The organism is Eikenella sp. NML03-A-027, from assembly GCF_001648395.1.
In the GTDB taxonomy this organism is placed as follows: Bacteria; Pseudomonadota; Gammaproteobacteria; order Burkholderiales; family Neisseriaceae; genus Eikenella; species Eikenella exigua.
In genome coordinates this window covers 130175-153577 of sequence record NZ_LXSM01000016.1, presented here as the reverse complement: position 1 = coordinate 153577, position 23403 = coordinate 130175, and the positions used below count along the sequence as shown (strand labels likewise).

Here is a 23403-nt window from a genome sequence, read left to right as displayed (position 1 = left end):
GGCTTTTAAGCCCAAACAGAAGCCCTTCCAAATGAAAACCTTCCTAGCCGCCCTACTCACCGCCGCCAGCCTGTCTGCCCAAGCTGCAGACTACTTCCTGCCCCACATCGAAGCCGAGGCACGGCAAACGTCCGCACCGCGCCCAATGCCAACAGCAGAATCCTCGCCAGGCTGGATTACCGCAGCGCACAACGCGAAATCCTCAGCAGGCAGGGCAATTGGTACCACATCCGCCTAGATGGCCGGCGCATCGGATTTGTGCACCAAAACCAGGGCGTTATTGTGCAAAACTACATTGTCGCCAGCCCTAACGGCTCAGCAAATGTCCACAGCATCCACCCTGGCTGCCCAACTGGCAGAGCCCCAATCATCAAAACGCTATCCAACGGCACACGCGTGCAAATTGTTCCAGGTTTGAGCAAAGACAACTGGCTGCTATACGACAACCAGGGCGTATACACCGAAAAAGACGAATACGGCAACGATGCCGTATTCCAAGGCTATATCCACAAAAGCCAGCTGCGGCGTGTAAATTAACAGCCCTCCTCATATAGTGGATTAACAAAAATCGGGACAAGGCAGCGAGCCGAGGACAGTACAATCAGTACGACAAGGCGAACCTACACCATACCGGTTTTTGTTAATTCACTACATGAAATGCCTGCCATAAAGGCCACCTGAAATTTAGCTTCGCAGAAACTTTACTTCCTTCGGAAGCTCTGTTCAGGTAGCCTCTCCCCTTCCCACCAGCTACCACAAAAGGACTCCCCCATGCCTTCCATCAAACGTGCCCTCATCAGCCTGTCCGATAAAACCGGCGCAGTCGAATTTGCCCAAGCCCTGCATAAACTCAGTGTCGAAATCCTCTCCACCGGCGGCACAGCGAAGCTGCTTGCCGATGCGGGCATTCCCGTGATCGAAGTATCCGACTACACCGGTTTCCCCGAAATGCTCGATGGCCGCGTGAAAACCCTGCATCCGAAAATCCATGGCGGCATCCTCGGCCGACGCGATTTGCTTGATCACGTTGCCACCATGGAAGAACACGACATCGGCAATATCGACCTGGTGTGCGTGAACCTCTACCCTTTCGCCGCCACCATCGCCAAGCCCGACTGCACGCTGGAAGATGCGATTGAAAACATCGACATCGGCGGCCCGACCATGGTGCGCTCCGCCGCGAAAAACTGGAAACACGTCGCCATCATTACCGACACCGCCGACTTCCCCGCCATCGCCGCCGAAATGGAAGCCAACGGCGGCGCGTTGAGCGACAAAACCCGTTTTAACCTGTCGCGCAAGGCGTTCAGCCACACCGCCCAATACGACAGCATAATTTCCAACTACTTAACCTCGCTTTCAGACGACGTGTTGAGCGGCACGCCCGAAATCGGTGAATTCCCGAGCCAGTTCAACCAAAGCTGGATTAAAGTTCAAGACATGCGCTACGGCGAAAACCCGCACCAACGCGCCGCGTTTTACCGCGATGTGTACCCCGCCGCAGGCAGCCTCGCCGCCTACAAACAACTGCAAGGCAAAGAATTGTCGTATAACAACATTGCCGATGCCGATGCCGCTTGGGAAGCCGTCAAATCCTTCGACACGCCTGCCTGCGTGATTGTGAAACACGCCAATCCGTGCGGCGTCGCGGTTGCAGGCGATACATTGACCGCCTACAAACTCGCCTACGCCACGGATACCACCAGCGCGTTCGGCGGCATCATCGCCTTCAACCGCGAAGTCGACGGCGCAACCGTGCAACAGATTACCGACAACCAATTTATGGAAGTCTTGATGGCGCCGAAGTTCACCGCCGAAGCACTCGAAATCGCCGCCGCCAAGAAAAACGTGCGCGTATTGCAAATTTCTCTAACAACCCCGCTCGAAGCAGGCGCGAATCGCTTCGAACTCAAACGCGTCGGCGGCGGGCTGTTGGTACAAACGCCCGACATCCACCGCATCAGCCGCGCCGATTTGAAAGTCGTCTCCAAACGCCAACCGACCGAGCAGGAATGGAACGATTTGCTGTTCGTCTGGAACGTCGCAAAATACGTCAAATCCAACGCCATTGTATTCGGCAAAGGCGGTCAAACCTACGGCATTGGTGCAGGCCAAATGAGCCGCGTGGACAGCACCCGCATCGCCGCCCGCAAAGCGCAGGACGCAGGCCTAGACTTAAACGGCGCATGCGCCGCCTCCGACGCCTTCTTCCCCTTCCGCGACGGCGTGGACGTGATTGCCGAACAGGGCATCAAAGCCATCATCCATCCCGCAGGCTCGATGCGCGATCAGGAAGTCTTCGATGCGGCGGACGAACACGACATCGCCATGGTGGTAACGGACGTGCGGCATTTCAGGCATTAAGCTTTTCCGTATGGCAAAAGGCTACCTGAAAGTTTCAGGTAGCCTTTTATATAACTGATATAATGAAGAAACATTGTTTCAGCCCACAATTATTAGGAGAAGCAATATGCAAAAATATATTTTGACCACCCTATTGCTTGCCTGCGCCACAACAGCTGGGGCAGACAATTTCCGCCCACAAAAACTGGCCTTGATCCATAGCCTATATGTACCCTATCAAAACGGCAATACCATTCATGCACATCCGGAACGCCATTTTTCCGCCGATCTACAGGCTGTATACCAAGAAGACAAACAGCATACAGCACCGAACGAAGTCGGCTGCATCGATTACGACCCGATTATTGCCGGGCAGGATTGGGATCAAGCCAGCCTAAACCGGACGCTGAACATCCGGCCACTGGCCAACGGCCGAATCGAAGCCGTATTTCAGCAGTTTCCCGGCGATTTCTCGGCCACCCAAGTGCAATTCGTGCTGCAATGCAGCCCAAACGGCCGCTGTTTGGTCGACGACATCTACTCCGCCACGCCAGGAAACCGCTTGGTTTCATTTAAACGCAGCGTACGGCGCTGTATTAGCGAAATGACCAAACAGCACTAAGGCTACACCAAACTTTGATAGAATCGCTAACAACATAGTCCTACCAGCCACCATATTTTTCAGGTAGCCTCAAGAACAAACTCATGGAGCCTCAAGAACTCGATACCCTAAACCTCAACGAGGCCCTCGCCGAAATCCTGCAAGCCCACGGCTATGCCTGCCAAACGCAGGGCGAAAAAATCCTGCCCAATTTCGCCGTGCCCGTGCAGCTTGAAACCTGGGCGTTTCCGCACCAACACGGCAACGGTGCGGTGGTGAGCCGTTTTGATGTCGGCATTACCCTGCCCGACGGGCGCGAACTCTACGAATGCTGCGACGGCATCGGCGAAAACCTGGAAGAAGCCCTCTCGCGCAACCTACACAACTTCTGCACCAACAGCCTGCACATTTTGCTCGATGCGTTCAATACCGGTGAAAACCTTGCCCACACGAAATCTGGATAAGCTGCAACGGTGAAAGTTTTCAAGCAATTCTGGGTTACTGGGTGACCAAAGGCGCCAGTGATAGTGGTATGGCAAACCATGAAAACGCAATATCATTAATCCACTTTTTTATGCCCAAGCCGAAAACGAAACACTGAATGCAGAGTTTATGATAGACAACCAAGACAATGCCGCTGCCGAGAAACAGCTTGCCCAATTCCCCTAGCCGCGCAAAGAAGCCTATTACAGCATATGGTGGTGCATCATGCTCAAGCCGTTGGCTTCAGCGTAATAACGTTGAGCTATATATTTTTCCATAACAAAAGGCTACCTGAAATTTTTCAGGTAGCCTTTATCCAATCTACTTAAAGCGACTTAGTCTTCACCGGCAAATGCCAACAGCAGGCGCAGCAGGCTGACGAAGATGTTGTAGATGGCAACAAACAAAGTCAGCGCGGCACTAATGTGGCTGTCTTCACCGCCTTCAATTACCACGCGCACTTGCCACATAATCAACACTGAGCTGACGATTGAGAATAAGGCAGATACGGTGAGCGAGAGTGCAGGAATCTGCAGGAAGAAGCTGGCAACCATGGCAATAACGGCCACCACGAAACCCACGCTAACGAAGCGGGCGATGCTGTTGGTTTGGAAGGTGGGCGATTTGGCCATGGCTGCCATGCTCAGAAATACGGCGGCAGTCATGACGGCGGCAATGCCGATGAGTTCTATGCCGTTGGAAAGCGCCAGGCTGTAGTTCAAAATCGGACCCAGCGTGAAGCCCAGGCCGAAAGTGAGCACCATCAGCAGGGCAGCACCCACATTGCTGTGGCGGTTTTTCTCGATTAGAAAGCTAATGCCGTAGAAAAAGGCGAAGAAAATGCCCACAGCAATCCAATAGTTGCCGGTAAAGCTGAACAGGCTCAGACCGGTGGCCATGGCGACGAATGCGCCGGCAGCCGCCGGAAGAAACGAGAGCCCGAGCAAGCCGTAGGTTTTACGCAAAATGGTGCTTTGTGCGGAAACGCTGCTGCCCACGTCGGTGTAATCGTAAACATTGCGTGGTTGCATGTGGAAAAACTCCTCTTGAATATCAAATAAAAAAGAAACGAATATTGATTGTAGCAGCAAATACGCCGTTTGCAAAAAATTCAGCCGGCCGCTGCTGCCTGCTTCGGCAGTCAAACAGTAAGATGGGGCGACATGGCAGCTTTGCAAGCGTTGAGGCATATATTTGGCTATAATTCAGCACTTTTCTTTTCTCTGCTGCACACCATGCCTGCTTCCCGTTACGCCGTTTTCGGCAACCCCGTGGCTCACAGCCGCTCACCAACTATCCACCAAATGTTTGCCGCCCAAGAAGGCGTGACCATCAAATATGAACGATTGCTGGCCGAACCGAGCTGCTTCGCCCAAACTGCCGCCGCCTTTTTCGCTGCGGGCGGCGCGGGCGCAAACGTAACTGTGCCTTTCAAAACCGATGCCTATGCCTGGGCAGACAGCCTTTCCGAGCGCGCCCGCGCAACCGGCGCAGCCAACACGCTGATTAGGCAGGGGAACAGCCAAATCCACGCCGACAACACCGATGGCTTCGGCTTGGTGGCCGATATTGGCCGCAACTTTCAGGTAGCCCTAGCCGGCAAGCGCATCCTCCTCATCGGCGCCGGCGGTGCAGCGCGCGGCGTGATTCTGCCTCTACTCGAATGCCGCCCAGCCAGTCTCACTATTGCTAACCGCACCGCTGCCAAAGTGCAAGAGCTGGCTGCCATTTTCGGCATCTGTGCCGCCGAGTTGGGCGAGCTGCCTGCCGCCGGTTTCGATATTATTATTAACGCCACCTCTGGCAGCCTGAGCGGCCAAGTGCCCGCCATTGCCCCTGCCGTGTTTGCACAATGCGAACTCGCCTACGACATGGCCTACGGCCACGAGCCCACTACCTTTATGCATTTCGCCACTGAATCCGGCGCACAACGCAGCGCCGACGGCTTGGGCATGCTGGTGGAACAAGCCGCCGAATCCTACCGCCTCTGGCGCGGCTTTTCCCCAAAAACCGCCCCCGTCCTCGCCGCCCTGCGCACCGGAGAAATTTAGCGCAAACCTGCCAAAGGCTACCTGAAAACTTGGCCTCGCAGAAACTCAGCTTCCGGCGGAAACTGCATTTTAACTTCGTTGAAGCCGCGCTTTCAGGTAGCCTAAAAATCCTTTATAATCCGCTCCTTTTTTCCAAACTGCGGTTCGCAACCCTCCCGCGTTACCAAAACTAAGGACTCCCATGCGCAACAAAGAAGAGCTCAGCGGCCTTTCCCTGCTGGGCAACACCGGCACGCAATATCCCTCAACCTACGCCCCCGAAATCCTCGAAGCGTTCGACAACAAACACCCCGGCAACGATTACTTCGTCAAATTCGTCTGCCCCGAATTCACCAGCCTGTGCCCGCTTACCGGCCAGCCCGATTTCGCCACCATCCTCATCCGCTATATCCCCGACATCAAAATGGTGGAAAGCAAATCGCTCAAGCTCTACCTCTTCAGCTTCCGCAACCATGGCGACTTTCACGAAGATTGCATCAACATCATCATGAAAGACCTCATCAAACTGATGAACCCGAAATATATTGAAGTGTTCGGCGAATTCACCCCGCGCGGCGGCATTGCCATCCATCCGTTTGCCAACTATGGCCGCCCCGGCACACCGTTCGAGCAAATGGCGCGCGAGCGGCTGTTTACACACGATATGCTAAGCCTACGGGCTAGCTGAAACCCATGCCGATTGCTGAAATTAAAAACCGTGCCGCCTCTCTTCCTCCGCTCTTCCTCCGCTGGAGAACGCAGCACTGGCTGCCGAAGTTCAGCAGCTGAAACAGCACGGCGCGGCATTGCTGGCCTGTATTGCCTTCGTGCAAGCCAACCGCCGCATCAGCCTAAACGAAGCCAAACGACTCACCCTCTCCCTGCCGGTTTTCGACAATGAAGAACAAGCCGTTTTTGAACAGGCCTGCCAAATCATGCAGGCAGAGTTTGGGCAGGAAACATAGCAGCCATATTTTTCAGGTAGCATATACGCCTATCTCCTAAATTTATAGAAAACATCATGCCCCACACCCTGCCCACCCACTACGCCGGTCAGCCGCTTCCTGCCGAATACCTCGCTATGATTGCCCAAGTACATGCTATCCAAGTGTATGAAACACCTGAAGGTAAAAATGTGGATTTCGAACCGCCCAAGCTATTGTGCAAAACAGACCGCAATGGCCTGCCCTACTACGCAGACCTCTCCAACCCCGAGTTCTACTTCAAAGCCACCGAAACCCGCAGCGATGGGCCGCAATTATCGCTGGAAGAAATGCAGCAGGGCTTTACCATCGGCAGCTACAACGAAGGCCGCCTGTTCCTCCTGCCCAACCAATCCGTTTGGCTGATTTACAGCGATTTGTTCTACCAAAAAATTGCCGACCACTTCAGCCAATGGTTTGCCGGCCTCAGCTTCTCCTTTGAAGCAGGCGGCGAAGATTAAGTTTTGCCGCATTAACCAAAAGGCTACCTGAAACCCTGTTTCCAACCCCAGCGCGGTTCGCAACCCTCCCGCGCAGATTTTTATCTAAACCAAAACTAAGGACCATTCATGCAAAACTACCGCTTCACCCCCCCCCAACAGCAGCAAGCCCTCCGTTGGCTCGTTTTCTTCCACATCCTGGTGATTGCTGCCAGCAACTATCTCGTGCAGTTCCCCTTCAGCATAACCCTGCCCAACGGCTTTGAAGTGCATTCCACCTGGGGCGCGCTCAGCTTCCCATTCATCTTCCTTGCCACTGATTTAACCGTGCGCATCTTCGGCCAAAGCCTCGCCCGGCGCATTATCTTCTTCGTTATGTTCCCCGCCTTGCTCGTTTCTTATGCCTTTTCCGTGCTGTTCCAAGAAGGCGCGTGGACAGGCTGGAGCGCGCTTGCCGTGTTCGTGATGCCCGTGTTCCGCATCGCCCTGGCCAGCTTTGCTGCCTATGCCGTCGGTCAAATTCTCGATATTGTCGTGTTCAACCGCCTGCGTCAGCTGAAATCCTGGTGGATTGCCCCCACCGCTTCCACCTTTGCCGGCAACGCCGTGGATACCGTGCTTTTCTTCTCCATCGCCTTCGCCGGCAGCAGCGATGCCTTTATGGCCGCCAACTGGCCGCACATCGCCTTTGTCGATTACCTGTTCAAACTCGTGATCGGCACACTCTTCTTCCTGCCCGCCTACGGCCTCATCCTCAACATCCTCACCCGCAAGCTCACCACCTTACACCAAGCTGTTGCCGTCGAAGCCGTATCCGCCCAGCCGGAAGCCGCCGGTCAATCCAATTAAACTTTCAGGTAGCCTTTTGTTTGCTCAAAGGCTACCTGAAACATCAAACCGCAGGTCGGGTATTCATACTAAACAGCAGTTTTAGGCACAAATATCGGACGTAGGTCTGCCAGTTGTTGGCTGATGTGGTTGCACCAGCATAAATATTTTCAGGTAGCCTAAGGCTACCTGAAACCATATTTGCTTACACTAACCCCAAAATCCTGCCTGAAAACCGCCATGCCGCTCCTCACCCACACCCTCGCCAACGGCCAAACCATCCAACTCCACCTCAGCCGCCGTGCCAAGAAAAACATCATCCTGCGGGCACACGGCGAACACAGCCTGCGGCTCAGCATTCCTCCACAGCTAAGTCTGCCCGAGTTGCGCCGCTGGCTGCAATATAATGAAACTGCCCTGCAGCAAATGCTCCGGCGAAGCCCTGCCCCGCCTACTGCCCCCGGCCATCTCTGGCTCTACGGCCAGCCACACCAACTGCAATCCCACGCCCAAGCCGCCATCCAAATCCAGACTGGCCGCATCCTCCTGCCCGCAGCCGAATGGCCGCAGCAGCAAGCCCTCCTGCGCCAACATCTCCAGCCACTGGCCGAAGCCTATCTCCTCTCCCGCCTTGCCGCACACGTCCAGCGCCTGCAACTTATTCCAGAGCACACCGCCCTTAGCCGCGCCAAAACCTTCTGGGGCGTATGCCGCCGCCGCAATATCCGCCTCAATTGGCGGCTCGTCGGCGCACCCGAATATGTGGCCGACTACGTCTGCGTGCACGAACTCGCCCACCTGCGCCACCCCAACCACAGCCCTGCCTTTTGGGCAGAAGTCGAACAACACACCCCGCACCGACCCGCCGCTACCGCCTGGCTTAAACAACACGGCCGTGATTTATTCCTGCTGGGCTAAAACAATTTTCAGGTAGCCTTTCCGTTGCTGGACGCGCAAAGTGCGCGGAAACACACACATGCGGTTTTAATACTCAGACAACAGCCTGCCTGCCCACGCCCCCACGACAACCAACCGTTTTCAGGTAGCCTTTCCCTTTGCGGGGTGCATAGGGTATGTGCGGAACCGCACGCACGCGATTTAAAACATCGGGCGACAGCGCGCAAGTAGGCATCGGCTTCGGGGCTGTTTTTAGGTAGCCCTTGGTGGCCGTGCGCGTCCACATGGCGGTGCAAAATCTGCTGCTGGCTACGGCAAGTGCATAGTAGAAAAGGTGCATAGGTCATTGTATTTTTCCCGCACCATGCCCTGTGTAGCAAACAATAAAAACCGGCTGTCTGGTAATAGACAGCCGGTTTCGAATATTGCAATTAGCCCAAGTTGCGTTCGGCGTTAATCAGAGAACGGCGAGCCAAAGCCAAGTTAGCTTTGCTTCTGTCCAGCACAGAGTACAGAAACAGACCGTCATGACGGGGCAGCGGACGCAGCAGGTGATATTGGGTACCTAGGGTCATCAAAACGTCTTCTACTTCATCCTTCAAACCAAGCATTTGCATGGTTTTCTTTTTAGCACGGATTACTTCTGTGTTACCTGCGGCGGCAATTTCCAAATCGATTGAGGGGCTACCGCCACCGGCCAACAACATACCGCTGGAGTAATCCACTACTGCGGCAGCCAGGGCACCATCCACGTTCAACATTTCCGCTACGGTTTTATCGTAATTCATTTTCGACAAGATCTCCACAAAAACAAAATAAAAACAAATAATTTAAAGCTTCCCGAAACCAATTCATACTCTCTACTTTGTAACTCAGGAAGGCTTGGCAGGCCTTATTATCCAAACAACATCACCTGCTTCTATTAGTTAGCTGGACTAGGCAGCTGGCTGTATAAAGCTTTTCCACCACCCTCAACGCTGAATCGCAGTATATGCCTTTTACTTTTCAAAGTAAATATTAACACCGACATATATTGTATGCATTTGATGCACAGCAACTTCTGGCACCCACACCCAAGTGCCATGATATTTTTGTTTCTTAATCCCATAAGGCCAAAAATATCCGCGCCCTAGCCGCCGCTAAACACTGTTCAAGCTAACTATTTTTTCACTGCATAATATCATTTTTTCAGCTATTTTCGTTTCAAACACACCGCACTAATCCTATTTCCACTACCTAGCACAACAAAGAAGACCTTTTCTCAGCGCAGGCTTATAATTCTGTTTTCCCTCTTTTTCAGGTAGCCTCACATGACACAACCCTCTTGGCAAGCCGGGCGCTTTCGCATCGACTTATCCACGCCCAAAATCATGGGCATCATCAACCTTACCCCCGATTCCTTCTCCGACGGCGGCACCTATTCCCGCAGCAGCAGCGCCGCCCTCGCCCATGCCGAACGCTTGCTTACCGAAGGCGCACACATTCTCGATATCGGCGGCGAATCCACCCGCCCCGGTGCCGACCACGTTTCCCCCGAAGAAGAATGGGCACGGCTGCAACCTATCGTGAGCGAAATCATCAAATGGAACGTCCCGCTCAGCGTGGACACCCGCCGCACCGCCATCATGCAACGCCTGCTCGGCAAGGGCCTGGCCGACATCATCAACGACGTATCCGCCCTGGAAGACAGCGGTGCCATCGAACTGCTCGCCGCCTACCCCAACTCCGGCATCTGCCTAATGCACATGCAGGGCCTGCCCGAAACCATGCAAAACAACCCGCAATACCAAAACGTAGTAAGTGAAGTGGCGGGCTACCTGAAAGCCCGTGCCCAAGCCTGCCAAGCCGCTGGCATCTGCTCCGAACGCATCGTGCTCGATCCCGGCTTCGGCTTCGGCAAAACCCTCCAGCACAACACCCAACTCATGCGCCACCTGCCCGATTTGCAGGCACAAACCGGCCTACCCCTGCTCATCGGCGTATCGCGCAAACGCATGATCGGCGAAATCACCGGTGAGGCCGACCCCGCCCAACGCATCCACGGCAGCGTTGCCGCCGCCATAGCCGCCACCGAACGCGGCGCCGCCATCCTGCGCGTGCACGACGTGAAAGCCACCGCCGACGCATTGAAAGTGTGGCAGGCTTTGCACTAGGCTGTTGCCACATTAAAAAGGCTACCTGAAAATTCAGGTAGCCTTTTTTTCACCACAGGCTCAGTCCACACCCCACTTTCCGCTATAATCCACTCCCACCCAACCATATAGAAACCACCATCATGTCCCCCACCCTGGAGCTCGACCTCAGCGGCCTCAAATGCCCTTTGCCCATCCTCCGCGCCAAAAAAGCGCTGGCCACTTTGGAAGCCGGGCAGATACTCTCCGTGCGTGCCACCGACCCCGGCACCCCCGACGACTTCGCCGCCTTCTGCCGCCAAACCGGCCACCAGCTGCTCGCTTCCGGTACGGATAACGGCGTGTTCGTTTTGGTGATCCAACACAAATAACCCGGCTTCACCGCAATATCGTTTTAACCAATCTTGCAACACGGTTTCAGGTAGCCTTATCCGCCCGGCATCCAAAGGCTACCTGAAAATATAACGCTCCAAATCACGAAAGCCCCTACCATGCAAACCCTCACCCTCCTCCGCCCCGACGACATGCACCTGCACCTGCGCGACGGCGACACCCTGCGCCACGTTTTGCCGCACACCGCCCACCAGATGGGCCGCGCCGTGATCATGCCCAATCTCAAGCCCCCAGTGATTAGCGTGGCCGATGCCTTGGTCTACCGCGAACGCATCCTCGCCGCCCTGTCCGCCGGCAGCCGCTTCCAACCGTTGATGACGCTCTATCTCACCGACCACGCCACCCCCGCCCTGGTGCGGGAAGCCAAAGCCGCCGGCATCGTTGCCTTCAAACTCTACCCTGCCGGCGCCACCACCAACTCCGACAGCGGCGTAACCGACCTGTTCAAACTCCTGCCCGTGCTTGAAGAAATCGCCGCCCAAGACCTGCGCTTCCTGGTACACGGTGAAGTAACCGACCCGGCCATCGACATCTTTGACCGCGAAGCCGCATTCATCGAGCGCATCCTCCTGCCCATGCTGGATAAAGTGCCCGGCCTCAAAACCGTGTTCGAACACATCACCACCGCCGAAGCCGCCCGCCTCGTGTGCCAAAGCGGCGAAAACCTCGCCGCCAGCGTTACCCCGCAGCACCTGCTGCTCAACCGCAACGACCTCTTGGTGGGCGGCGTGCACCCGCACCACTACTGCCTGCCCGTGCTCAAACGTGAAAGCCACCGCCAAGCCCTGCTCGAAGCCGTATCCGGCGCGCAATCGCACAAATTCTTCCTCGGCACCGACTCCGCGCCGCACCCGCAACACGCCAAGGAAAACGCCTGCGGCTGCGCCGGCATGTTCAGCGCCGCCACCGCCATCGAGCTCTACGCCGAAGCCTTCGAGCAAATTGGCGCGCTCGGCAAACTCGAAGCCTTCGCTTCGAAAAACGGCGCCCGCTTCTACGGCCTGCCGGAAAATACCGACACCATCACCCTGGTGAAACAAGCGCAAACTGTGCCCAACAGTTTCCCCATCGGCAACGGCGGTAACCTCGTCCCCATGCGCGCCGGCGGCAGCGTGGCTTGGACGATGCAATCGTAAGCCCTGCTTGCTCTGATTTTGATACAAAAAGGCTACCTGAAAGCCCAACCTCGGTTTCGCCAAGGCATTGCTTTCAGGTAGCCTTTTTCATTGCGGCAACGATGTGCTATTCAAACTCCGCCCACACCGGCGCATGGTCGCTGGGGCGTTCCAGCGCGCGTGGAGCGGTGTCTACACCGGCGGCGGTAAGGCGTGGCAGCAGAGCTTGGCTGGCGAGGATGTGGTCGATGCGCAGGCCGAGTTTGCGGCGGAACATATTCATGCGGTAGTCCCACCAGGTGTAGAGCGGTTCGGCGGGGTGCAGGCGGCGCAGGCTGTCGGTGAGGCCGAGGTCGAGCAGGGTTTGAAACCAGGCGCGCTCTTCGGCAGAGCAGAGGATTTTACCCTGCCATTTTTCGGGGTCGTACACATCCAAATCGGCGGGAGCTATGTTGAAATCGCCAAGCAATACCAATTCCGGGTGTTGCTCCAATTCGTTGCGGATAAATTCGGCCAGCGCGGCAAACCATTGCTGCTTATAGGCAAATTTTTCGCTGCCCACGGCCTCGCCGTTCACGCAATATACGTCCACCACGCGCACACCGCCGATGGTGGCGGCAATCACGCGCCGTTGCGGGTCGTTTGGCATGGCGGGCAGGCCGGTGTGCACGTTTTGCGCTTCTTCTTTGCTGAGGATGGCCACGCCGTTGTAGGTTTTCTGCCCACTCCACACGGCGCGGTAGCCGAGCATTTCGAAGGCGGAAAGCGGGAACTGATCTTGATCCAGCTTGAGCTCTTGCAGGCAGAGCACATCGGGCTGATGCTGAATCAGCCAGTCGCTCACGTGCGGCAGGCGCACTTTGAGGGAATTTACGTTCCAAGTGGCGATTTTCATGGCGTTTGCTTTCGGAATGAATTTTTCAGGTAGCCTGCATCGATAGTGAGGCTACCTGAAAGTGTGTGCTTCAATGGAATTGAAATATAGTGGATTAACAAAAATCAGGACAAGGCGACGAAGCCGCAGACAGTACAGGGAGTACGGCAAGGCGAGGCAACGCCGTACTGGTTTTTGTTAATCCACTATATTGGCTGGCTGCTTACTCGACTTCGTCTATCCAAGCCTGCTGCACGGCTTCGAGGATGCGCTCGCCGCAACGCTGCGGGTCGTCATCAAACTCGGGCAAATCGAGGATGAGCTGGCGCAGCTGGGTGAAGCGGACGGTTTTCGGATCAATGTCGGGATGGCGGTCGAAGAGCTCTTCGGCGATGCGTTGGGTGTCGGTCCATTTCATGATGAGGCTACCTGAAACTAGATGTGTACGGCCGGCGGCTGGGGAGCGCCAGGCTTAATGATGTTCACGGGCGTGGTTGATGGTGTATTTGGGAATTTCCACCACCAAATCTTCGCCGGCCACTTTGGCCTGGCAGCTCAAGCGCGATTCGGCTTCCAAGCCCCAGGCTTGGTCGAGCAGGTCTTCTTCGATTTCGCTCGGTTCTTCCAGGCTGTCGAAGCCTTGGCGCACGATCACATGGCAGGTGGTGCAGGCGCAGGATTGCTCGCAGGCATGCTCGATTTCGATGCCGTTGTCGAGCAACAGGCTGCAAATGCTTTCGCCTTCGGGGGCGTTTTCGATGATTTTGCCTTCGGGGCACAATTCGCTGTGCGGCAAGATGGTTACTTTGGGCATGGTGTGTGCTTTCTTGGCTGAATTTTTTGAGTGGCGTATTGTAACGGAAAAGGCTACCTGAAAACAGTTGATTGCTTTTCAGCCAGCCTCTATTGCTGCACAGATGGCCCAATACAAAAACAGCGTTTTATTTGTGCAAACCAAAGGCTACCTGAAAACAGCCAATCGCTTTTCAGGTAGCCTTTGTTGCAACGTGGTCTACAGCTTGCCGCCGCCCACGCCGTTGGCGATTTCACGCACCGCGCTCACATACAGGCGGCTGTGGTTGTATTGCCAAACAGCGAAGAAATTGTTGAGGCCGATATAGTAGTCATACTGGCCGGGCGCAGTTTCCAGGCGGAACAGCACGGCTTTTTCGTGGTCGGCCACTTCCTCCAGCGGCGTTACCCCCATTCGACGCAGCTCGCCCACGGTTTTATTCAGTGCAGTTTTTTCATCAATCAGCGCCAGCAATTCCGTCGTAGGCACCATCGACACCGGCACCATCACTTTGCCGCCGCGCTGCCAGCCGTGCGCCTTCAGATAGTTGGCCACCGAAGCCGCCACATCCGGCACACTACCCCAAATGTTGCGCTGGCCGTCGCCATCGTAATCCACCGCCCATTTGCGGTAGCTCGACGGTATAAACTGCGGCATCCCCATCGCCCCGGCATAGCTGCCGGTGAAACTGAACGGATCGCGCCCTTCTTCTTTGGCCATCAGCAGGAATTCATGCAGCTCCTGCTGGAAAAACTCGCCCCGGCGCGGATAGCCGAACGCCAACGTGGGCAGCGAATCGGCCAGGCGGAAGCTGCCCATATTGCTGCCGTAGTTAGTTTCAATGCCCACAATTGCCACCAACACTTCCGCCGGCACGCCGTATTCGCGCGCCACTTGATCGAGCACTTGGCGGTATTGCTGGTAGAAACGGCGGCCGCCGTTGATTTTGCCCGCGCCGGCATTGCCACTGCGGAACTCATACCACGGGCGTGACGTGCCGGGACGGTTCATGATGTTGACAATATTGCCCTTATACACCGACTGCGCGAAAAACTGCTGCAACTGGCCTTCGCCCATCACACCCAATCCGGCCTGCTGCCGGATAAAACGCTGCACCTCGGCATTTTGGCTGAACCCGGTTTCCGACACCGGCAAAGTCGATGCTTCCGGCACCGCCTTCTGTGCCTCCGGCACAGGCGTAATCGGCTGCTCGCTGCTGCATGCGGCCAACACAAACAAAACGGCTAAAGCGGGGGCAAATTTCAATTTCATCATGATTTCCAAGCAAACAAACAATGCATGAAGTGTAGCACAGGCAGCCAACCCGGCGCGAATGCAAAGGCTACCTGAAAAAGTAAACCCGCCTGCCTCTACAAACGGGTTTGCCTTTTCAGGTAGCCTTTAACGCTTGCCGGCTACCGGCCAAGCAGCTAACGCCTTGCCACCGCAGCCGTGGCCAGATATTGCTGCGCCCCGGCGGCAATGGCGCGGGCGGCTTTTTGGCGGAACTGGCTGCTGGCCAGCATCCGCTCTTCGGTGGGGTTGGAAATGAAGGCGGTTTCCACCAAGATCGACGGAATATCCGGCGCTTTGAGCACAGCGAAGCCGGCCTGATCCACATGGCCTTTGTGCAAACGGTTGATTTTGCCCATTTCGTCGAGCACCGATTTGCCCAGGCGCAAGCTGTCGTTGATGGTGGCTGTTTGCACCAGGTCAAACAGCGTGTGGTCCACCTGCCGGTTGCCGCTCACGCGGATACCGCCAATTTGGTCGGAGGCGTTTTGCGATTGCGCCAGCCAGCGGGCGGCAGCGCTGGTAGCCCGACCCCGGCTTAAGGCATACACGCCGGTGCCGCGCGGCCGCGGTGTGGTGAAGGCATCGGCATGAATCGAAATGAAAATATCGGCTTTGCGGCTGCGTGCCTTGGCCACGCGCACACCCAACGGGATAAACACGTCTTCATTGCGTGTCATGTACACCTGATAGCCGAGCCGCTCCATTTCACGTTTGGCTTCGCGCGCAATCGAAAGCACCACGTCTTTTTCGCGCAGGCCGCTGGGGCCGACCGCGCCGGAATCTTCGCCGCCGTGGCCGGGATCGAGCATCACCACCAGCTTGCGGTTGCCGCGCCGGTTGCCGCCGGCATGATTTTGTACCGGCGGCACGCTGGTGGTTCGCGCCTGCGCAGTGGCGGTGCCGTCTTGGCGGATACGGCCATTGGTGTAGTCTTGCAAGAGCGCCATCAGCGGATCGTTCGCTTCTTGTGCCAACGCCACAGCCTGGGTGGGATAGAGGTCGATCACCAAGCGGTGTTTGAAATTAGCCACCGGCGTAAGCGCAAACACTTGCGGGTTCACGGCGGTTTTCAAATCCATCACCACGCGGATGGTGTCGGGGTTGAACTGCCCCACGCGGATGCCGGCCACATACGGGTCGCTACGGCTGAGCTTCTGCGGCAGGCTCTGCACCACGCTATCGAGGCTCGCTCCCTGAATGTCCACCACCAGGCGGCGTGGGTTGTCCAGCAGGAAGTATTTATGTTGCAGAGGGCGGGTGGATTCGAGCGTGGCACGGGTGTAGGAAGAGGCCGGCCAAATGCGCACGGCCACAAACTGCGGCGTGCCGTGCGCTTCGCCCGTGGGCACAATGCTCAGGAGCAGCAGGCCGGCGCCGCTGCTTAAGAAAGTTCGGCGGGTAAGTTTTGCCATAATTCGATGAGTTGCTTGCCTTTTTCGGAATCTGCGGAAAGGGTACAGACACGGCCGCTGCCGCTGTTTTGCAGCGCGATACGCAAATCGGCTGTGGGCACGAAGCCTACAGCGCGTTGCGGCCATTCGATGAAATGGAGTGCGGGCTCGGCAAACAGTTCGCCCAGCCCGGCATCTTCCCACTCTTCCGGCGCAGCAAAGCGGTATAAATCGAAATGGTTTACCGCCAGGCCGTTTGACCGGTAGCTTTCCACAATGGCATAAGTGGGGCTTTTCACTGCGCCCGCATGCCCAAGCCGGCGCAAAATAGCGCGCACCAGCGTGGTTTTGCCCGCGCCCAAATCGCCTTCCAGCCACACCACCAGCGGTGCGGCCAAATCGGGCGCGATGCGGTTGCCGAAGGCTTCAGTGGCGGCTTCGCCGTTGAGAAAGAGAGAGAGAGATTTTTGCATGCGGCGGATTATAACCTGAAATACTGTTGGGAAAGTTTAAACCATGCGGCTTTCAGCTAGCCTGTTGATGTTGCTTTAGCAGCTTTTCAGGTAGCCATAACTGAGGCTACCTGAAAATCGGTTTCTCTCTACCGCGGGGCATATCACTTCATAAGGTGCTGGCTTACCCAGCATGGAAAATAATGGTTTCAGCCACGGGCTAATCAATTTTCGACTATTTCGTTTTTCAGGTAGCCTCTTCTCCGTTTTCGGCAACCTGTTCGCTCTCCGGCCGGGCATATTCTGCCTCCCATTGCGCAAACCATGCAGCCACTACGGCATCCACTTCCTCCATACCCTGTTTTTTCAGGCTGGAAAACAGTTGCGCCCCTACCGCTTGTCGCTCGGCAAAAGGCTGGAGGGCGCGGCACACGGCAGCGAGGGTTTTAATCTGCTCGTTTTTGGAAAGTTTGTCGGCTTTCGACAACAAAATATGCACGGGTTTGCCGGTGCTGGCAAAAAATTCCAGCATTTGCTTGTCCAGCTCCTTGAGCGGATGGCGCGCGTCCATCACCAACACCAGCCCGATAAGCTGGGCGCGGGTTTGCAGGTAGCCGCCAAGCAGCTGCACCCAATGCGCGCGCACGGCTTCGGGCACTTGGGCATAGCCGTAGCCGGGCAAATCCACCATATAGTGCCCATTAGCCAAGCTGAAGAAGTTGATATGCTGGGTGCGGCCTGGGGTTTTGGAAACATAAGCCAGGCGGGTGTGGGCGGTGAGCGTATTGATGGCGCTGGATTTGCCGGCGTTGCTGCGCCCCACGAAAGCAATTTCGGCAGAGGTATTGGGTAGGTCTCTTAAGTGATTAACGGTGGTATAAAATTTGGCGTTTTTAAAAAGCGACATAGCTAGAACAAAAAGTAAAATTTAGTATAGAGTACCACGTTTATAAAAATAGAGATTAGGCACGCATCGTGGTAGCTTGCCTGCATGTATGTCGTGGCACGGCTCCTGTAGCGCGGGCATTCCGGGCAACCAAACCCAGAAAGACGGTACAGTGGCTTACCCACGCCTGGCCGGTCAGCACAAATCTTGTGTGGTAGACCAACTCCGCATCTACACAAAGCGGCCAGCGCACCAACTCCATCATGAGCAACATTGCCAAACGCATGAGCAACGAAGAAATGGATGCTGCGGACAACTTTACTCAAGGTTTACAATAAGCCGTGTAGTTCCGCCCGGCCGAATCCCGCAATGGATACGGCCGGATTGTTTTATAGCGGATAAATTTAAACCATACCGCTGCACCCTGATTTAAATTCACCCACTATAGGCAGCTTTTGCCAGTTTGCATAATTTACATTTTTTCACGCAACCCTAATTTTCCGCTAAGCTTGCCTGCCTATAATGCGAGCCATCAACTCAGGCAACACCGGTTGCCGCCCGATAAACCACAATCTTGAATAAGGGAAAACACCATGAAAAACGCTTTGCTCTTCACCGCCCTGTTAGCCGTATCCGCCACCGCTTCCGCCGGCTTCTCCGAAAATGGCCAAGCGTCTGCCTCCCCAAATGCCGTAAGCGTTTCTGCCCTGCGCAGCGTACCGGACGACAGCTACGTTATCTTGGAAGGCTACATCGAACGCCAAGTGCGCCACGAACACTATATCTTCCGCGATGCCAGCGGCCGTATCGAAGTGGAAATCGACGATGACGTATGGCGTGGCCTGAACGTTTCCCCGCGCGATAAAGTACGCATCGAAGCTGAAATCGATCAAGAATGGCGCCGCACCGAAGTGGATGTGAAAGCTGTTACCCGCATCCAGTAAGCAAGAAGGCTACCTGAAAGCGCAAGCTTCAACGAAGTTAAAACGAACACATTAGAGTCTCGTTAAAATTGACGCCATATCCTTCAAGTAGCCTTTCCCGGTTTCCTGAAACCCAGTGAGATAAATATAAGGGGTCTGTGAGATAAATGGGATTAAGTTGGATGAGGATGGATGAAGGGGGATGGGAAATTTGTAACAACGTTGCACTGGGTGCAACAAAATAGAGCGGGCGGATTTGCCCGCTTTTTTATTTTCGGACACCCCGTGCCAAAGCATCGAGGGCGACATCCAGCAGGCGGGATTCGGCGCCGGCCTGAAGTGTACCGCCTTTGCTCATCGGCAGGTAGGGACGGGCGGGGATTTTGACCTGTTTGACCCTGCGGAAGCCGTCGCTGACTTTGAATACCAGATAGGGTTTGTTTTTGGCTTTGACCGTGCCACCGAACTGGTGGATGGCGGCGTAGGGTTTGTTGGTGCCGATGCGGGCGAAGTTGCTGCCGGAGGCAGTGTGGATGCTGGCGGCCAGCTGCCCGCTCTTTTGCAGGATTTTGCCGCCGCGAGCGGTAGCCGGCCATTTCCTACCACCCCAGCTTTCGTGGGCGAAGTTGTCTTCGGTGATGCTGAGCAGCTCGGCGGCAATGGCTCGCATCATCGGGCGCGGGTGGCGGGCATTGTGCAGCAGCTGCCCGAGGCCGCGTTTCAGGTCGCTGTCGTCCAGGCTGATTTCAAGCATCGTCTTCCTCCCCGAGTGCGCGTTCTAACAGTTCGTAGTTCAACACCTCGGCCAGCCCCTGCATGATGACGAATGCCTGATGTCCGTCTAGACGGATGGTCAGGCCGTTATAGCTCAATAAAATGGAACTCAAATCGTATGCACGGTCGACTTGTACATCGCCGCTATGCTCGTCATCGGGATTCCAGTCTAGATACACCATAGCCATCACCCCCTCAATAATTGCAGCACCCAAGCCAGCTGGGCGGCATTGAGCGAGGATTTGAAACGCTCGTTGCCCATCATCTGCCGCAGCGCCACACGGGCAATATCGGGATGGGCGGCCTGCGCCTTATCCACCGCCACCGAAGCCATGCGCGAGAGCATGGCCTTGCCTTGGTTGGCATTGAAGCCGGCATTGGGGGCGACGAATTTGCCGTTGATGCGGATGCCGGTGCGCCGGGCATGGCGTTCTTCGCCGGTATATTGGTTGACACCGATGTCCACGGTTTGGGTTTCCAGCTGCGGGCTGGGCTGCACGCGGCCTTCGCCCCGGCTGCGCGACAAGGGGCGAACCCGGCAGCGGCAGCGGTAGTCCAAGGGCGGATACAGGCTGTCCCACACCGGGTCGTCGGCGGCATAAACGCTGCCGTGCAGCAGGCGGTGGGTCTCGCGGGTGCGCTCGTCGTTGACCGCCACGTATTCCCAGTATGGGTGGGTATCTATCGCATCCGTCATCTCGGCATAACGCCCGGCCATATAGGCCGACTGCATATTGGTCAGGTAGATGGTTTTCAGGCGGTGCGGGCTGCCCAGGCGCACGGTTTGGATTTCGCCGGTGTCCGGGTGCGGCACGTCCTGCCTGCCCCACCAGCCTTTGGCCTGCAATACCGGCGTCAGCTGCTCGCTGAACTGCTCCAAGGTCTGCCCGCTTTCAGCGGCTTTGACCACGGCGGCATAGATATCGCCAACCACATCCATGCCGGCGGTTTTGGCCACAGTGAAGGCGGTGGCGTGCGCATCGTCCAGCATGTCCTGCCAGTCCCACGATACATTGATGCCTTTTTGCCGCAGGTAGGCTACGGCGGCTTCGGGCTGCATGCCGAAGATGGCTTTGATGTCTTCGGGGTTCATTCGGCCAGCTCCTCAGCAGCTTCCACCCTGCCGACCAGTTCGGCCAGGAAGATTAAGCGTGCCAATTCCTCTTGAAGCGCGGCATCATCCATATTCGGATAAGCGGCGGTCAGCCTGTCCAGTACCGCTTCGGGCGTGGCCGCACCCTGTTTCAGGCTGCCAATCAAGATATCGGTTAATGCCTGCCCCTGTGCATTGAGGCTACCTGAAAGAGGGGCGAGGGTGTCGATGACTAAGCCGACATCGGCAGCCGGCCGGTGTTCGGCGAAGTCGGCCAAAGGTGACGCCGGCGTCGCATTTGTCGGAGAGGCTACCTGAACAATATCGTCGTCGCTCAGGTTGTAAGCACGTTTCCAGTAGCTTTCGGATAATCTGACACCGCAGCCGGTCAGGATTTGGTCGCGTTCGGCCAAGGTCTTGTCGCCTGCTTCTTCGGTGTATAGCACGAACTGAGGGCGCGGGGTGTCGGCGGCAAAGTTGAAACCGCAGATCCAGTCGATGAGCCGGTTCAGGCAGCCTTCGACGATGCGGCAGTCGTTGTCCCGAATATCCTTGGTTAGGCCACTGCCACGATGGCGGCAATCAACCAGTTCCGAGCTTCGCGGCGGGCAACGTTTTTTAATTCCGACCACATGGTTTATCCTTTCCAACTGATGCGGATATAACGCACCGCTTCGCCGATACCGATGCCGATGATGACCAGCGCCAGCGCCAAGGTCAGCGCGTTGCCGAGCACCTGCCAGCAGCTTGCCTGTACAAACCAGTTCCAAAATGCACTCATCTCACACCCCCCTTACCATGTCGCCGTCCACCGGCATCTGCAGCTCGGCCGCCTGATTCATTGCGGCACTAACTAGGTTATTGACCGCCAGCGGGTAGAGCAGGCTGTGCTCTTCCACCCCGCGCCCGCTGCGGCCGCGCACCGTCAGCCGTTCGGCCACCGCGTCAATTGCGCTCTCGTCCATAATTTTGGTGATGTCGCCGCCGGCGCGTTCGATTTTGTGTTTCAGGTAGCCTGCCAGCCGTCCGTCGGTCAGCGGCAAGAGCGTCACCACCTCGCAGCGCTGCACCACTTCGCGCACCGCCGGGTTGTTTTCGCTGAGCTTTTGTGCCAGTTCGGTTTGGCCGATCAGTACGATGCCGAGCAGGCGGTCAAACCCGTTTTTCAATTCGAAGAAGCGTTTCAGGTGCTTCAGGGTGGGAATCGGCAGGCCGTGTGCCTCTTCAATCATCAGCACATGTTTGTTGCCCGCCTTCGCGCTCTCCTGCAGGGCGCGGTGGATTTGGCGGAAACGTGCTTCCGAATCGCGGTAGGGTCGGGTGCCGGGCGATACGGCTTCCAAGATGGCGGCGGCAATGTGCGCGGCTTTCAGGGTTTTACCCTTCACATCGTTGTCTTCCATCGCCAGCACATACGGTTCGATGGTGATGACCTGCCTGCCATCACGGTTGATGCGGTCTTGCAGGTCTTCGCGCAGGGTGGACTTGCCCGCGCCGCTTTCGCCGACCACCGCTACAAAGCCGCCGTGGCAGGCCGTCTGAAACATTGCCTCACGCACATAGCGCACATCAGGGGTCATATACACGTCTTCCGCGCTGCGGATTTCATCGTTGAACGGGTCGCGTACCAGGCCGAAATAACGGCGGGTGGCTTGGGTCAAAGTGGCTTTTCGTAGTAACATATCGTCGTCCTCGCTTTCATTAGGGTGGGCAGGTGCGGTCTGCCCAATGTCGTGCACCTCGGTAAAGCGCAGGCTGCTTTCAAACGCCGTTTCCACAATGTCGTTGCCTTTTTCCACCTGTCCTTTGGCGCGCGGGTTGCCCGGCTTGTTGATCTGCACATGCACGTCTAGCGACTTGCATAGGTTTTTAAACGCTGCCGAGGTATTCGCACTGCCCGGGTCGAGCATCACCATGCGCGGCACGCCGCGGAACGGGTCTTTCAGGATGTCCGCCTTCTCCTGCATCATGAAGATAAAGAAGTCGCACAGGTTGGCGCTGGTCTCGCCGCCGAAGTAGTAGCGGGCAAGGATAGTGCCGCTGGCGTGGTCGGTGCCGGTGTAGCGCCACACACGGTCGTTTTCGATTTTGACCACGTTTTTCGGTTTGTTTTTGTAGAACTCTTCCTGCTTCATTACCCGCAGGCCGCTGTCCTCGCCGCTGCGCGGCAGGTAGTAGAGCACGCACAGGCTGGGGTCGATCTGCCAGCAGTGATTCGGGTGCTCCGATTTCATGCGGTTCACCGGCGCGGGTTGCAGCAGTTGGTCGGGATGCAGTTTGTATTCGCGCAGGGCGCGGATAACCGTGCTCTCGGACAAGGGCAGCACCTCGCCCGTTTCCTCATCCACGCGGGCGGCATCGATTTTGCCGTTGGCGCGCAGCATCTCCACCGCGCGGGCTACCGACATCAGCCGTTTGCCGTTGCGCCGCATCGCCTCCATCAGCACGGCCGAAATCAGCTGCGCCTCGTGCAGGCTTAATTCCGAGCGGCCGGCATCGCTGCGCCGTTTGCGGCAGGGCTTCACGCTGACCGCTTCCAGCTTGCGGTACAGCGTGGCCACGCTGATGCCCAGCTCGGCCGCCTGGCTTTTCAGGTAGCCTGCCTTCTCGCCGTGGCCGAGGGTGGCTGCATGAGCGGCCACGGCAGCCAGTTTCTCGGTCAATGCAGGGTTCATG

31 protein-coding genes are annotated in these 23403 nt (G+C 56.5%); 15 read left to right on the top strand and 16 right to left on the bottom strand.

The annotated features are described in order from the left end of the window. Window positions 1–31: 31 nt before the first annotated feature. From A7P96_RS11245 to A7P96_RS11240, 5 genes are all read left to right on the top strand, one after another. Window positions 32–238 carry a hypothetical protein gene (locus tag A7P96_RS11245; RefSeq protein WP_231863647.1) on the top strand — a complete coding sequence of 69 codons (207 nt, stop codon included), beginning with the start codon at window positions 32–34 and terminating at the stop codon, window positions 236–238. Then, a complete protein-coding gene (locus A7P96_RS06225) occupies window positions 160–537 on the top strand; it encodes an SH3 domain-containing protein (protein ID WP_369799154.1) in 378 nt (125 codons plus the stop codon). Before A7P96_RS11245 ends, A7P96_RS06225 begins: the two co-directional genes overlap by 79 nt. Before the next feature lie 234 nt (window positions 538–771). Then, on the top strand, window positions 772–2364 hold the full coding sequence (purH, locus tag A7P96_RS06220; protein WP_067525614.1) for a bifunctional phosphoribosylaminoimidazolecarboxamide formyltransferase/IMP cyclohydrolase: 1593 nt from the start codon (window positions 772–774) through the stop codon (window positions 2362–2364). 106 nt (window positions 2365–2470) lie between these two features. After that, window positions 2471–2965 (top strand): hypothetical protein, encoded by a 495-nt coding sequence (locus tag A7P96_RS06215; RefSeq protein ID WP_067525612.1) that lies wholly within the window; start codon window positions 2471–2473, stop codon window positions 2963–2965. A gap of 83 nt (window positions 2966–3048) precedes the next feature. Further along, window positions 3049–3408: a DUF6348 family protein gene (locus A7P96_RS11240; RefSeq protein ID WP_231863646.1), complete on the top strand. Its 360-nt coding sequence runs from the start codon at window positions 3049–3051 to the stop codon at window positions 3406–3408. A gap of 354 nt (window positions 3409–3762) precedes the next feature. Here the strand turns inward: A7P96_RS11240 and A7P96_RS06205 are convergent, their stop codons facing one another. Further along, window positions 3763–4458 carry a Bax inhibitor-1 family protein gene (locus A7P96_RS06205; RefSeq protein WP_067526339.1) on the bottom strand — a complete coding sequence of 232 codons (696 nt, stop codon included), beginning with the start codon at window positions 4456–4458 and terminating at the stop codon, window positions 3763–3765. Window positions 4459–4662: 204 nt separating this feature from the next. Between A7P96_RS06205 and aroE the strand changes: the two genes are divergently transcribed. From aroE to A7P96_RS06180, 6 genes are all read left to right on the top strand, one after another. Further along, window positions 4663–5478, top strand: a complete 816-nt coding sequence (gene aroE, locus A7P96_RS06200) for a shikimate dehydrogenase (protein ID WP_082887956.1) — start codon at window positions 4663–4665, stop codon at window positions 5476–5478. 181 nt (window positions 5479–5659) lie between these two features. Beyond that, window positions 5660–6145: a preQ(1) synthase gene (gene queF, locus A7P96_RS06195; protein ID WP_067525610.1), complete on the top strand. Its 486-nt coding sequence runs from the start codon at window positions 5660–5662 to the stop codon at window positions 6143–6145. Window positions 6146–6263: 118 nt separating this feature from the next. Continuing rightward, the gene (locus A7P96_RS10765; protein WP_156496293.1) at window positions 6264–6422 is read left to right on the top strand and encodes a hypothetical protein; all 159 of its coding nucleotides are present in this window, start codon (window positions 6264–6266) and stop codon (window positions 6420–6422) included. A 56-nt stretch (window positions 6423–6478) separates the two neighbouring features. Beyond that, window positions 6479–6901, top strand: coding sequence for a hypothetical protein (locus A7P96_RS06190; RefSeq protein WP_067525608.1), 423 nt, complete (start codon window positions 6479–6481; stop codon window positions 6899–6901). 108 nt (window positions 6902–7009) lie between these two features. Continuing rightward, window positions 7010–7729 (top strand): 7-cyano-7-deazaguanine/7-aminomethyl-7-deazaguanine transporter, encoded by a 720-nt coding sequence (locus A7P96_RS06185; protein WP_067525606.1) that lies wholly within the window; start codon window positions 7010–7012, stop codon window positions 7727–7729. A 219-nt stretch (window positions 7730–7948) separates the two neighbouring features. Continuing rightward, window positions 7949–8626 carry a M48 family metallopeptidase gene (locus A7P96_RS06180; RefSeq protein WP_067525604.1) on the top strand — a complete coding sequence of 226 codons (678 nt, stop codon included), beginning with the start codon at window positions 7949–7951 and terminating at the stop codon, window positions 8624–8626. Window positions 8627–8634: 8 nt separating this feature from the next. Here the strand turns inward: A7P96_RS06180 and A7P96_RS10760 are convergent, their stop codons facing one another. Next, the gene (locus A7P96_RS10760; RefSeq protein ID WP_156496292.1) at window positions 8635–8952 is read right to left on the bottom strand and encodes a hypothetical protein; all 318 of its coding nucleotides are present in this window, start codon (window positions 8950–8952) and stop codon (window positions 8635–8637) included. An 84-nt stretch (window positions 8953–9036) separates the two neighbouring features. Further along, window positions 9037–9393, bottom strand: a complete 357-nt coding sequence (locus A7P96_RS06175; protein WP_067438504.1) for a hypothetical protein — start codon at window positions 9391–9393, stop codon at window positions 9037–9039. Between the two features lie 522 nt (window positions 9394–9915). Here A7P96_RS06175 and folP point away from each other — a divergent pair. The 3 genes from folP (at window position 9916) to pyrC (ending at window position 12266) form a co-directional block, all read left to right on the top strand. Then, window positions 9916–10758 carry a dihydropteroate synthase gene (gene folP, locus A7P96_RS06170; protein WP_067525602.1) on the top strand — a complete coding sequence of 281 codons (843 nt, stop codon included), beginning with the start codon at window positions 9916–9918 and terminating at the stop codon, window positions 10756–10758. Window positions 10759–10880: 122 nt separating this feature from the next. Further along, window positions 10881–11108, top strand: a complete 228-nt coding sequence (locus A7P96_RS06165) for a sulfurtransferase TusA family protein (protein WP_067525600.1) — start codon at window positions 10881–10883, stop codon at window positions 11106–11108. 120 nt (window positions 11109–11228) lie between these two features. Beyond that, on the top strand, window positions 11229–12266 hold the full coding sequence (pyrC, locus tag A7P96_RS06160) for a dihydroorotase (protein ID WP_067525598.1): 1038 nt from the start codon (window positions 11229–11231) through the stop codon (window positions 12264–12266). A gap of 106 nt (window positions 12267–12372) precedes the next feature. On the opposite strand, the gene xth is transcribed toward pyrC, so the two are convergent. From xth to yihA, 7 genes are all read right to left on the bottom strand, one after another. Beyond that, window positions 12373–13140 (bottom strand): exodeoxyribonuclease III, encoded by a 768-nt coding sequence (gene xth / locus A7P96_RS06155; protein WP_067525596.1) that lies wholly within the window; start codon window positions 13138–13140, stop codon window positions 12373–12375. Window positions 13141–13342: 202 nt separating this feature from the next. Next, window positions 13343–13537, bottom strand: coding sequence for a Fe-S cluster assembly protein IscX (gene iscX, locus A7P96_RS06150; protein WP_067525594.1), 195 nt, complete (start codon window positions 13535–13537; stop codon window positions 13343–13345). A 54-nt stretch (window positions 13538–13591) separates the two neighbouring features. Next, window positions 13592–13933 (bottom strand): ISC system 2Fe-2S type ferredoxin, encoded by a 342-nt coding sequence (fdx, locus tag A7P96_RS06145; protein ID WP_067438493.1) that lies wholly within the window; start codon window positions 13931–13933, stop codon window positions 13592–13594. Window positions 13934–14131: 198 nt separating this feature from the next. Beyond that, complete coding sequence (gene mltB, locus A7P96_RS06140; RefSeq protein WP_156496291.1) at window positions 14132–15187, bottom strand: lytic murein transglycosylase B; 1056 nt, start codon at window positions 15185–15187, stop codon at window positions 14132–14134. Window positions 15188–15342: 155 nt separating this feature from the next. Next, window positions 15343–16620, bottom strand: coding sequence for an N-acetylmuramoyl-L-alanine amidase (locus tag A7P96_RS06135; protein ID WP_067525590.1), 1278 nt, complete (start codon window positions 16618–16620; stop codon window positions 15343–15345). Then, on the bottom strand, window positions 16590–17072 hold the full coding sequence (gene tsaE, locus A7P96_RS06130) for a tRNA (adenosine(37)-N6)-threonylcarbamoyltransferase complex ATPase subunit type 1 TsaE (protein ID WP_067525588.1): 483 nt from the start codon (window positions 17070–17072) through the stop codon (window positions 16590–16592). Before tsaE ends, A7P96_RS06135 begins: the two co-directional genes overlap by 31 nt. Window positions 17073–17298: 226 nt before the next feature. Beyond that, entirely contained in the window at window positions 17299–17958 is a 660-nt protein-coding gene (gene yihA, locus A7P96_RS06125; RefSeq protein ID WP_067525586.1) for a ribosome biogenesis GTP-binding protein YihA/YsxC, read from the bottom strand. Window positions 17959–18530: 572 nt separating this feature from the next. Between yihA and A7P96_RS06120 the strand changes: the two genes are divergently transcribed. Next, a complete protein-coding gene (locus tag A7P96_RS06120) occupies window positions 18531–18881 on the top strand; it encodes a YgiW/YdeI family stress tolerance OB fold protein (RefSeq protein WP_067525584.1) in 351 nt (116 codons plus the stop codon). A gap of 247 nt (window positions 18882–19128) precedes the next feature. Here the strand turns inward: A7P96_RS06120 and A7P96_RS06115 are convergent, their stop codons facing one another. The 6 genes from A7P96_RS06115 to A7P96_RS11230 form a co-directional block, all read right to left on the bottom strand. Continuing rightward, window positions 19129–19614 carry a phage virion morphogenesis protein gene (locus A7P96_RS06115; protein ID WP_049258199.1) on the bottom strand — a complete coding sequence of 162 codons (486 nt, stop codon included), beginning with the start codon at window positions 19612–19614 and terminating at the stop codon, window positions 19129–19131. Continuing rightward, window positions 19607–19747, bottom strand: a complete 141-nt coding sequence (locus A7P96_RS06110) for a hypothetical protein (RefSeq protein ID WP_156496290.1) — start codon at window positions 19745–19747, stop codon at window positions 19607–19609. The genes A7P96_RS06115 and A7P96_RS06110 overlap by 8 nt, the downstream gene beginning before the upstream one ends. Window positions 19748–19821: 74 nt before the next feature. Further along, a complete protein-coding gene (locus A7P96_RS06105) occupies window positions 19822–20727 on the bottom strand; it encodes a phage minor head protein (protein WP_067525580.1) in 906 nt (301 codons plus the stop codon). Further along, entirely contained in the window at window positions 20724–21359 is a 636-nt protein-coding gene (locus A7P96_RS06100; RefSeq protein WP_231863645.1) for a DUF935 family protein, read from the bottom strand. The genes A7P96_RS06105 and A7P96_RS06100 overlap by 4 nt, the downstream gene beginning before the upstream one ends. A gap of 5 nt (window positions 21360–21364) precedes the next feature. Next, the gene (locus A7P96_RS10755) at window positions 21365–21508 is read right to left on the bottom strand and encodes a hypothetical protein (protein ID WP_023888069.1); all 144 of its coding nucleotides are present in this window, start codon (window positions 21506–21508) and stop codon (window positions 21365–21367) included. Window position 21509: 1 nt separating this feature from the next. After that, the gene (locus A7P96_RS11230; RefSeq protein ID WP_067525578.1) at window positions 21510–23402 is read right to left on the bottom strand and encodes an AAA family ATPase; all 1893 of its coding nucleotides are present in this window, start codon (window positions 23400–23402) and stop codon (window positions 21510–21512) included. Between the last annotated feature and the right edge of the window lies 1 nt (window position 23403).

Excerpts from the sequence above, each read along its gene's own strand:
- A7P96_RS11245 (WP_231863647.1), top strand. The coding sequence starts at position 32 with ATGAAAACCTTCCTAGCCGCCCTACTCACCGCCGCCAGCCTGTCTGCC.
- purH (WP_067525614.1), top strand. The coding sequence starts at position 772 with ATGCCTTCCATCAAACGTGCCCTCATCAGCCTGTCCGATAAAACCGGC.
- A7P96_RS06215 (WP_067525612.1), top strand. The coding sequence starts at position 2,471 with ATGCAAAAATATATTTTGACCACCCTATTGCTTGCCTGCGCCACAACA.
- A7P96_RS11240 (WP_231863646.1), top strand. The coding sequence starts at position 3,049 with ATGGAGCCTCAAGAACTCGATACCCTAAACCTCAACGAGGCCCTCGCC.
- A7P96_RS06205 (WP_067526339.1), bottom strand. The coding sequence starts at position 4,458 with ATGCAACCACGCAATGTTTACGATTACACCGACGTGGGCAGCAGCGTT.
- aroE (WP_082887956.1), top strand. The coding sequence starts at position 4,663 with ATGCCTGCTTCCCGTTACGCCGTTTTCGGCAACCCCGTGGCTCACAGC.
- queF (WP_067525610.1), top strand. The coding sequence starts at position 5,660 with ATGCGCAACAAAGAAGAGCTCAGCGGCCTTTCCCTGCTGGGCAACACC.
- A7P96_RS06190 (WP_067525608.1), top strand. The coding sequence starts at position 6,479 with ATGCCCCACACCCTGCCCACCCACTACGCCGGTCAGCCGCTTCCTGCC.
- A7P96_RS06185 (WP_067525606.1), top strand. The coding sequence starts at position 7,010 with ATGCAAAACTACCGCTTCACCCCCCCCCAACAGCAGCAAGCCCTCCGT.
- A7P96_RS06180 (WP_067525604.1), top strand. The coding sequence starts at position 7,949 with ATGCCGCTCCTCACCCACACCCTCGCCAACGGCCAAACCATCCAACTC.
- A7P96_RS10760 (WP_156496292.1), bottom strand. The coding sequence starts at position 8,952 with ATGACCTATGCACCTTTTCTACTATGCACTTGCCGTAGCCAGCAGCAG.
- A7P96_RS06175 (WP_067438504.1), bottom strand. The coding sequence starts at position 9,393 with ATGAATTACGATAAAACCGTAGCGGAAATGTTGAACGTGGATGGTGCC.
- folP (WP_067525602.1), top strand. The coding sequence starts at position 9,916 with ATGACACAACCCTCTTGGCAAGCCGGGCGCTTTCGCATCGACTTATCC.
- A7P96_RS06165 (WP_067525600.1), top strand. The coding sequence starts at position 10,881 with ATGTCCCCCACCCTGGAGCTCGACCTCAGCGGCCTCAAATGCCCTTTG.
- pyrC (WP_067525598.1), top strand. The coding sequence starts at position 11,229 with ATGCAAACCCTCACCCTCCTCCGCCCCGACGACATGCACCTGCACCTG.
- xth (WP_067525596.1), bottom strand. The coding sequence starts at position 13,140 with ATGAAAATCGCCACTTGGAACGTAAATTCCCTCAAAGTGCGCCTGCCG.
- iscX (WP_067525594.1), bottom strand. The coding sequence starts at position 13,537 with ATGAAATGGACCGACACCCAACGCATCGCCGAAGAGCTCTTCGACCGC.
- fdx (WP_067438493.1), bottom strand. The coding sequence starts at position 13,933 with ATGCCCAAAGTAACCATCTTGCCGCACAGCGAATTGTGCCCCGAAGGC.
- mltB (WP_156496291.1), bottom strand. The coding sequence starts at position 15,187 with ATGATGAAATTGAAATTTGCCCCCGCTTTAGCCGTTTTGTTTGTGTTG.
- A7P96_RS06135 (WP_067525590.1), bottom strand. The coding sequence starts at position 16,620 with ATGGCAAAACTTACCCGCCGAACTTTCTTAAGCAGCGGCGCCGGCCTG.
- tsaE (WP_067525588.1), bottom strand. The coding sequence starts at position 17,072 with ATGCAAAAATCTCTCTCTCTCTTTCTCAACGGCGAAGCCGCCACTGAA.
- yihA (WP_067525586.1), bottom strand. The coding sequence starts at position 17,958 with ATGTCGCTTTTTAAAAACGCCAAATTTTATACCACCGTTAATCACTTA.
- A7P96_RS06120 (WP_067525584.1), top strand. The coding sequence starts at position 18,531 with ATGAAAAACGCTTTGCTCTTCACCGCCCTGTTAGCCGTATCCGCCACC.
- A7P96_RS06115 (WP_049258199.1), bottom strand. The coding sequence starts at position 19,614 with ATGCTTGAAATCAGCCTGGACGACAGCGACCTGAAACGCGGCCTCGGG.
- A7P96_RS06105 (WP_067525580.1), bottom strand. The coding sequence starts at position 20,727 with ATGAACCCCGAAGACATCAAAGCCATCTTCGGCATGCAGCCCGAAGCC.
- A7P96_RS10755 (WP_023888069.1), bottom strand. The coding sequence starts at position 21,508 with ATGAGTGCATTTTGGAACTGGTTTGTACAGGCAAGCTGCTGGCAGGTG.
- A7P96_RS11230 (WP_067525578.1), bottom strand. The coding sequence starts at position 23,402 with ATGAACCCTGCATTGACCGAGAAACTGGCTGCCGTGGCCGCTCATGCA.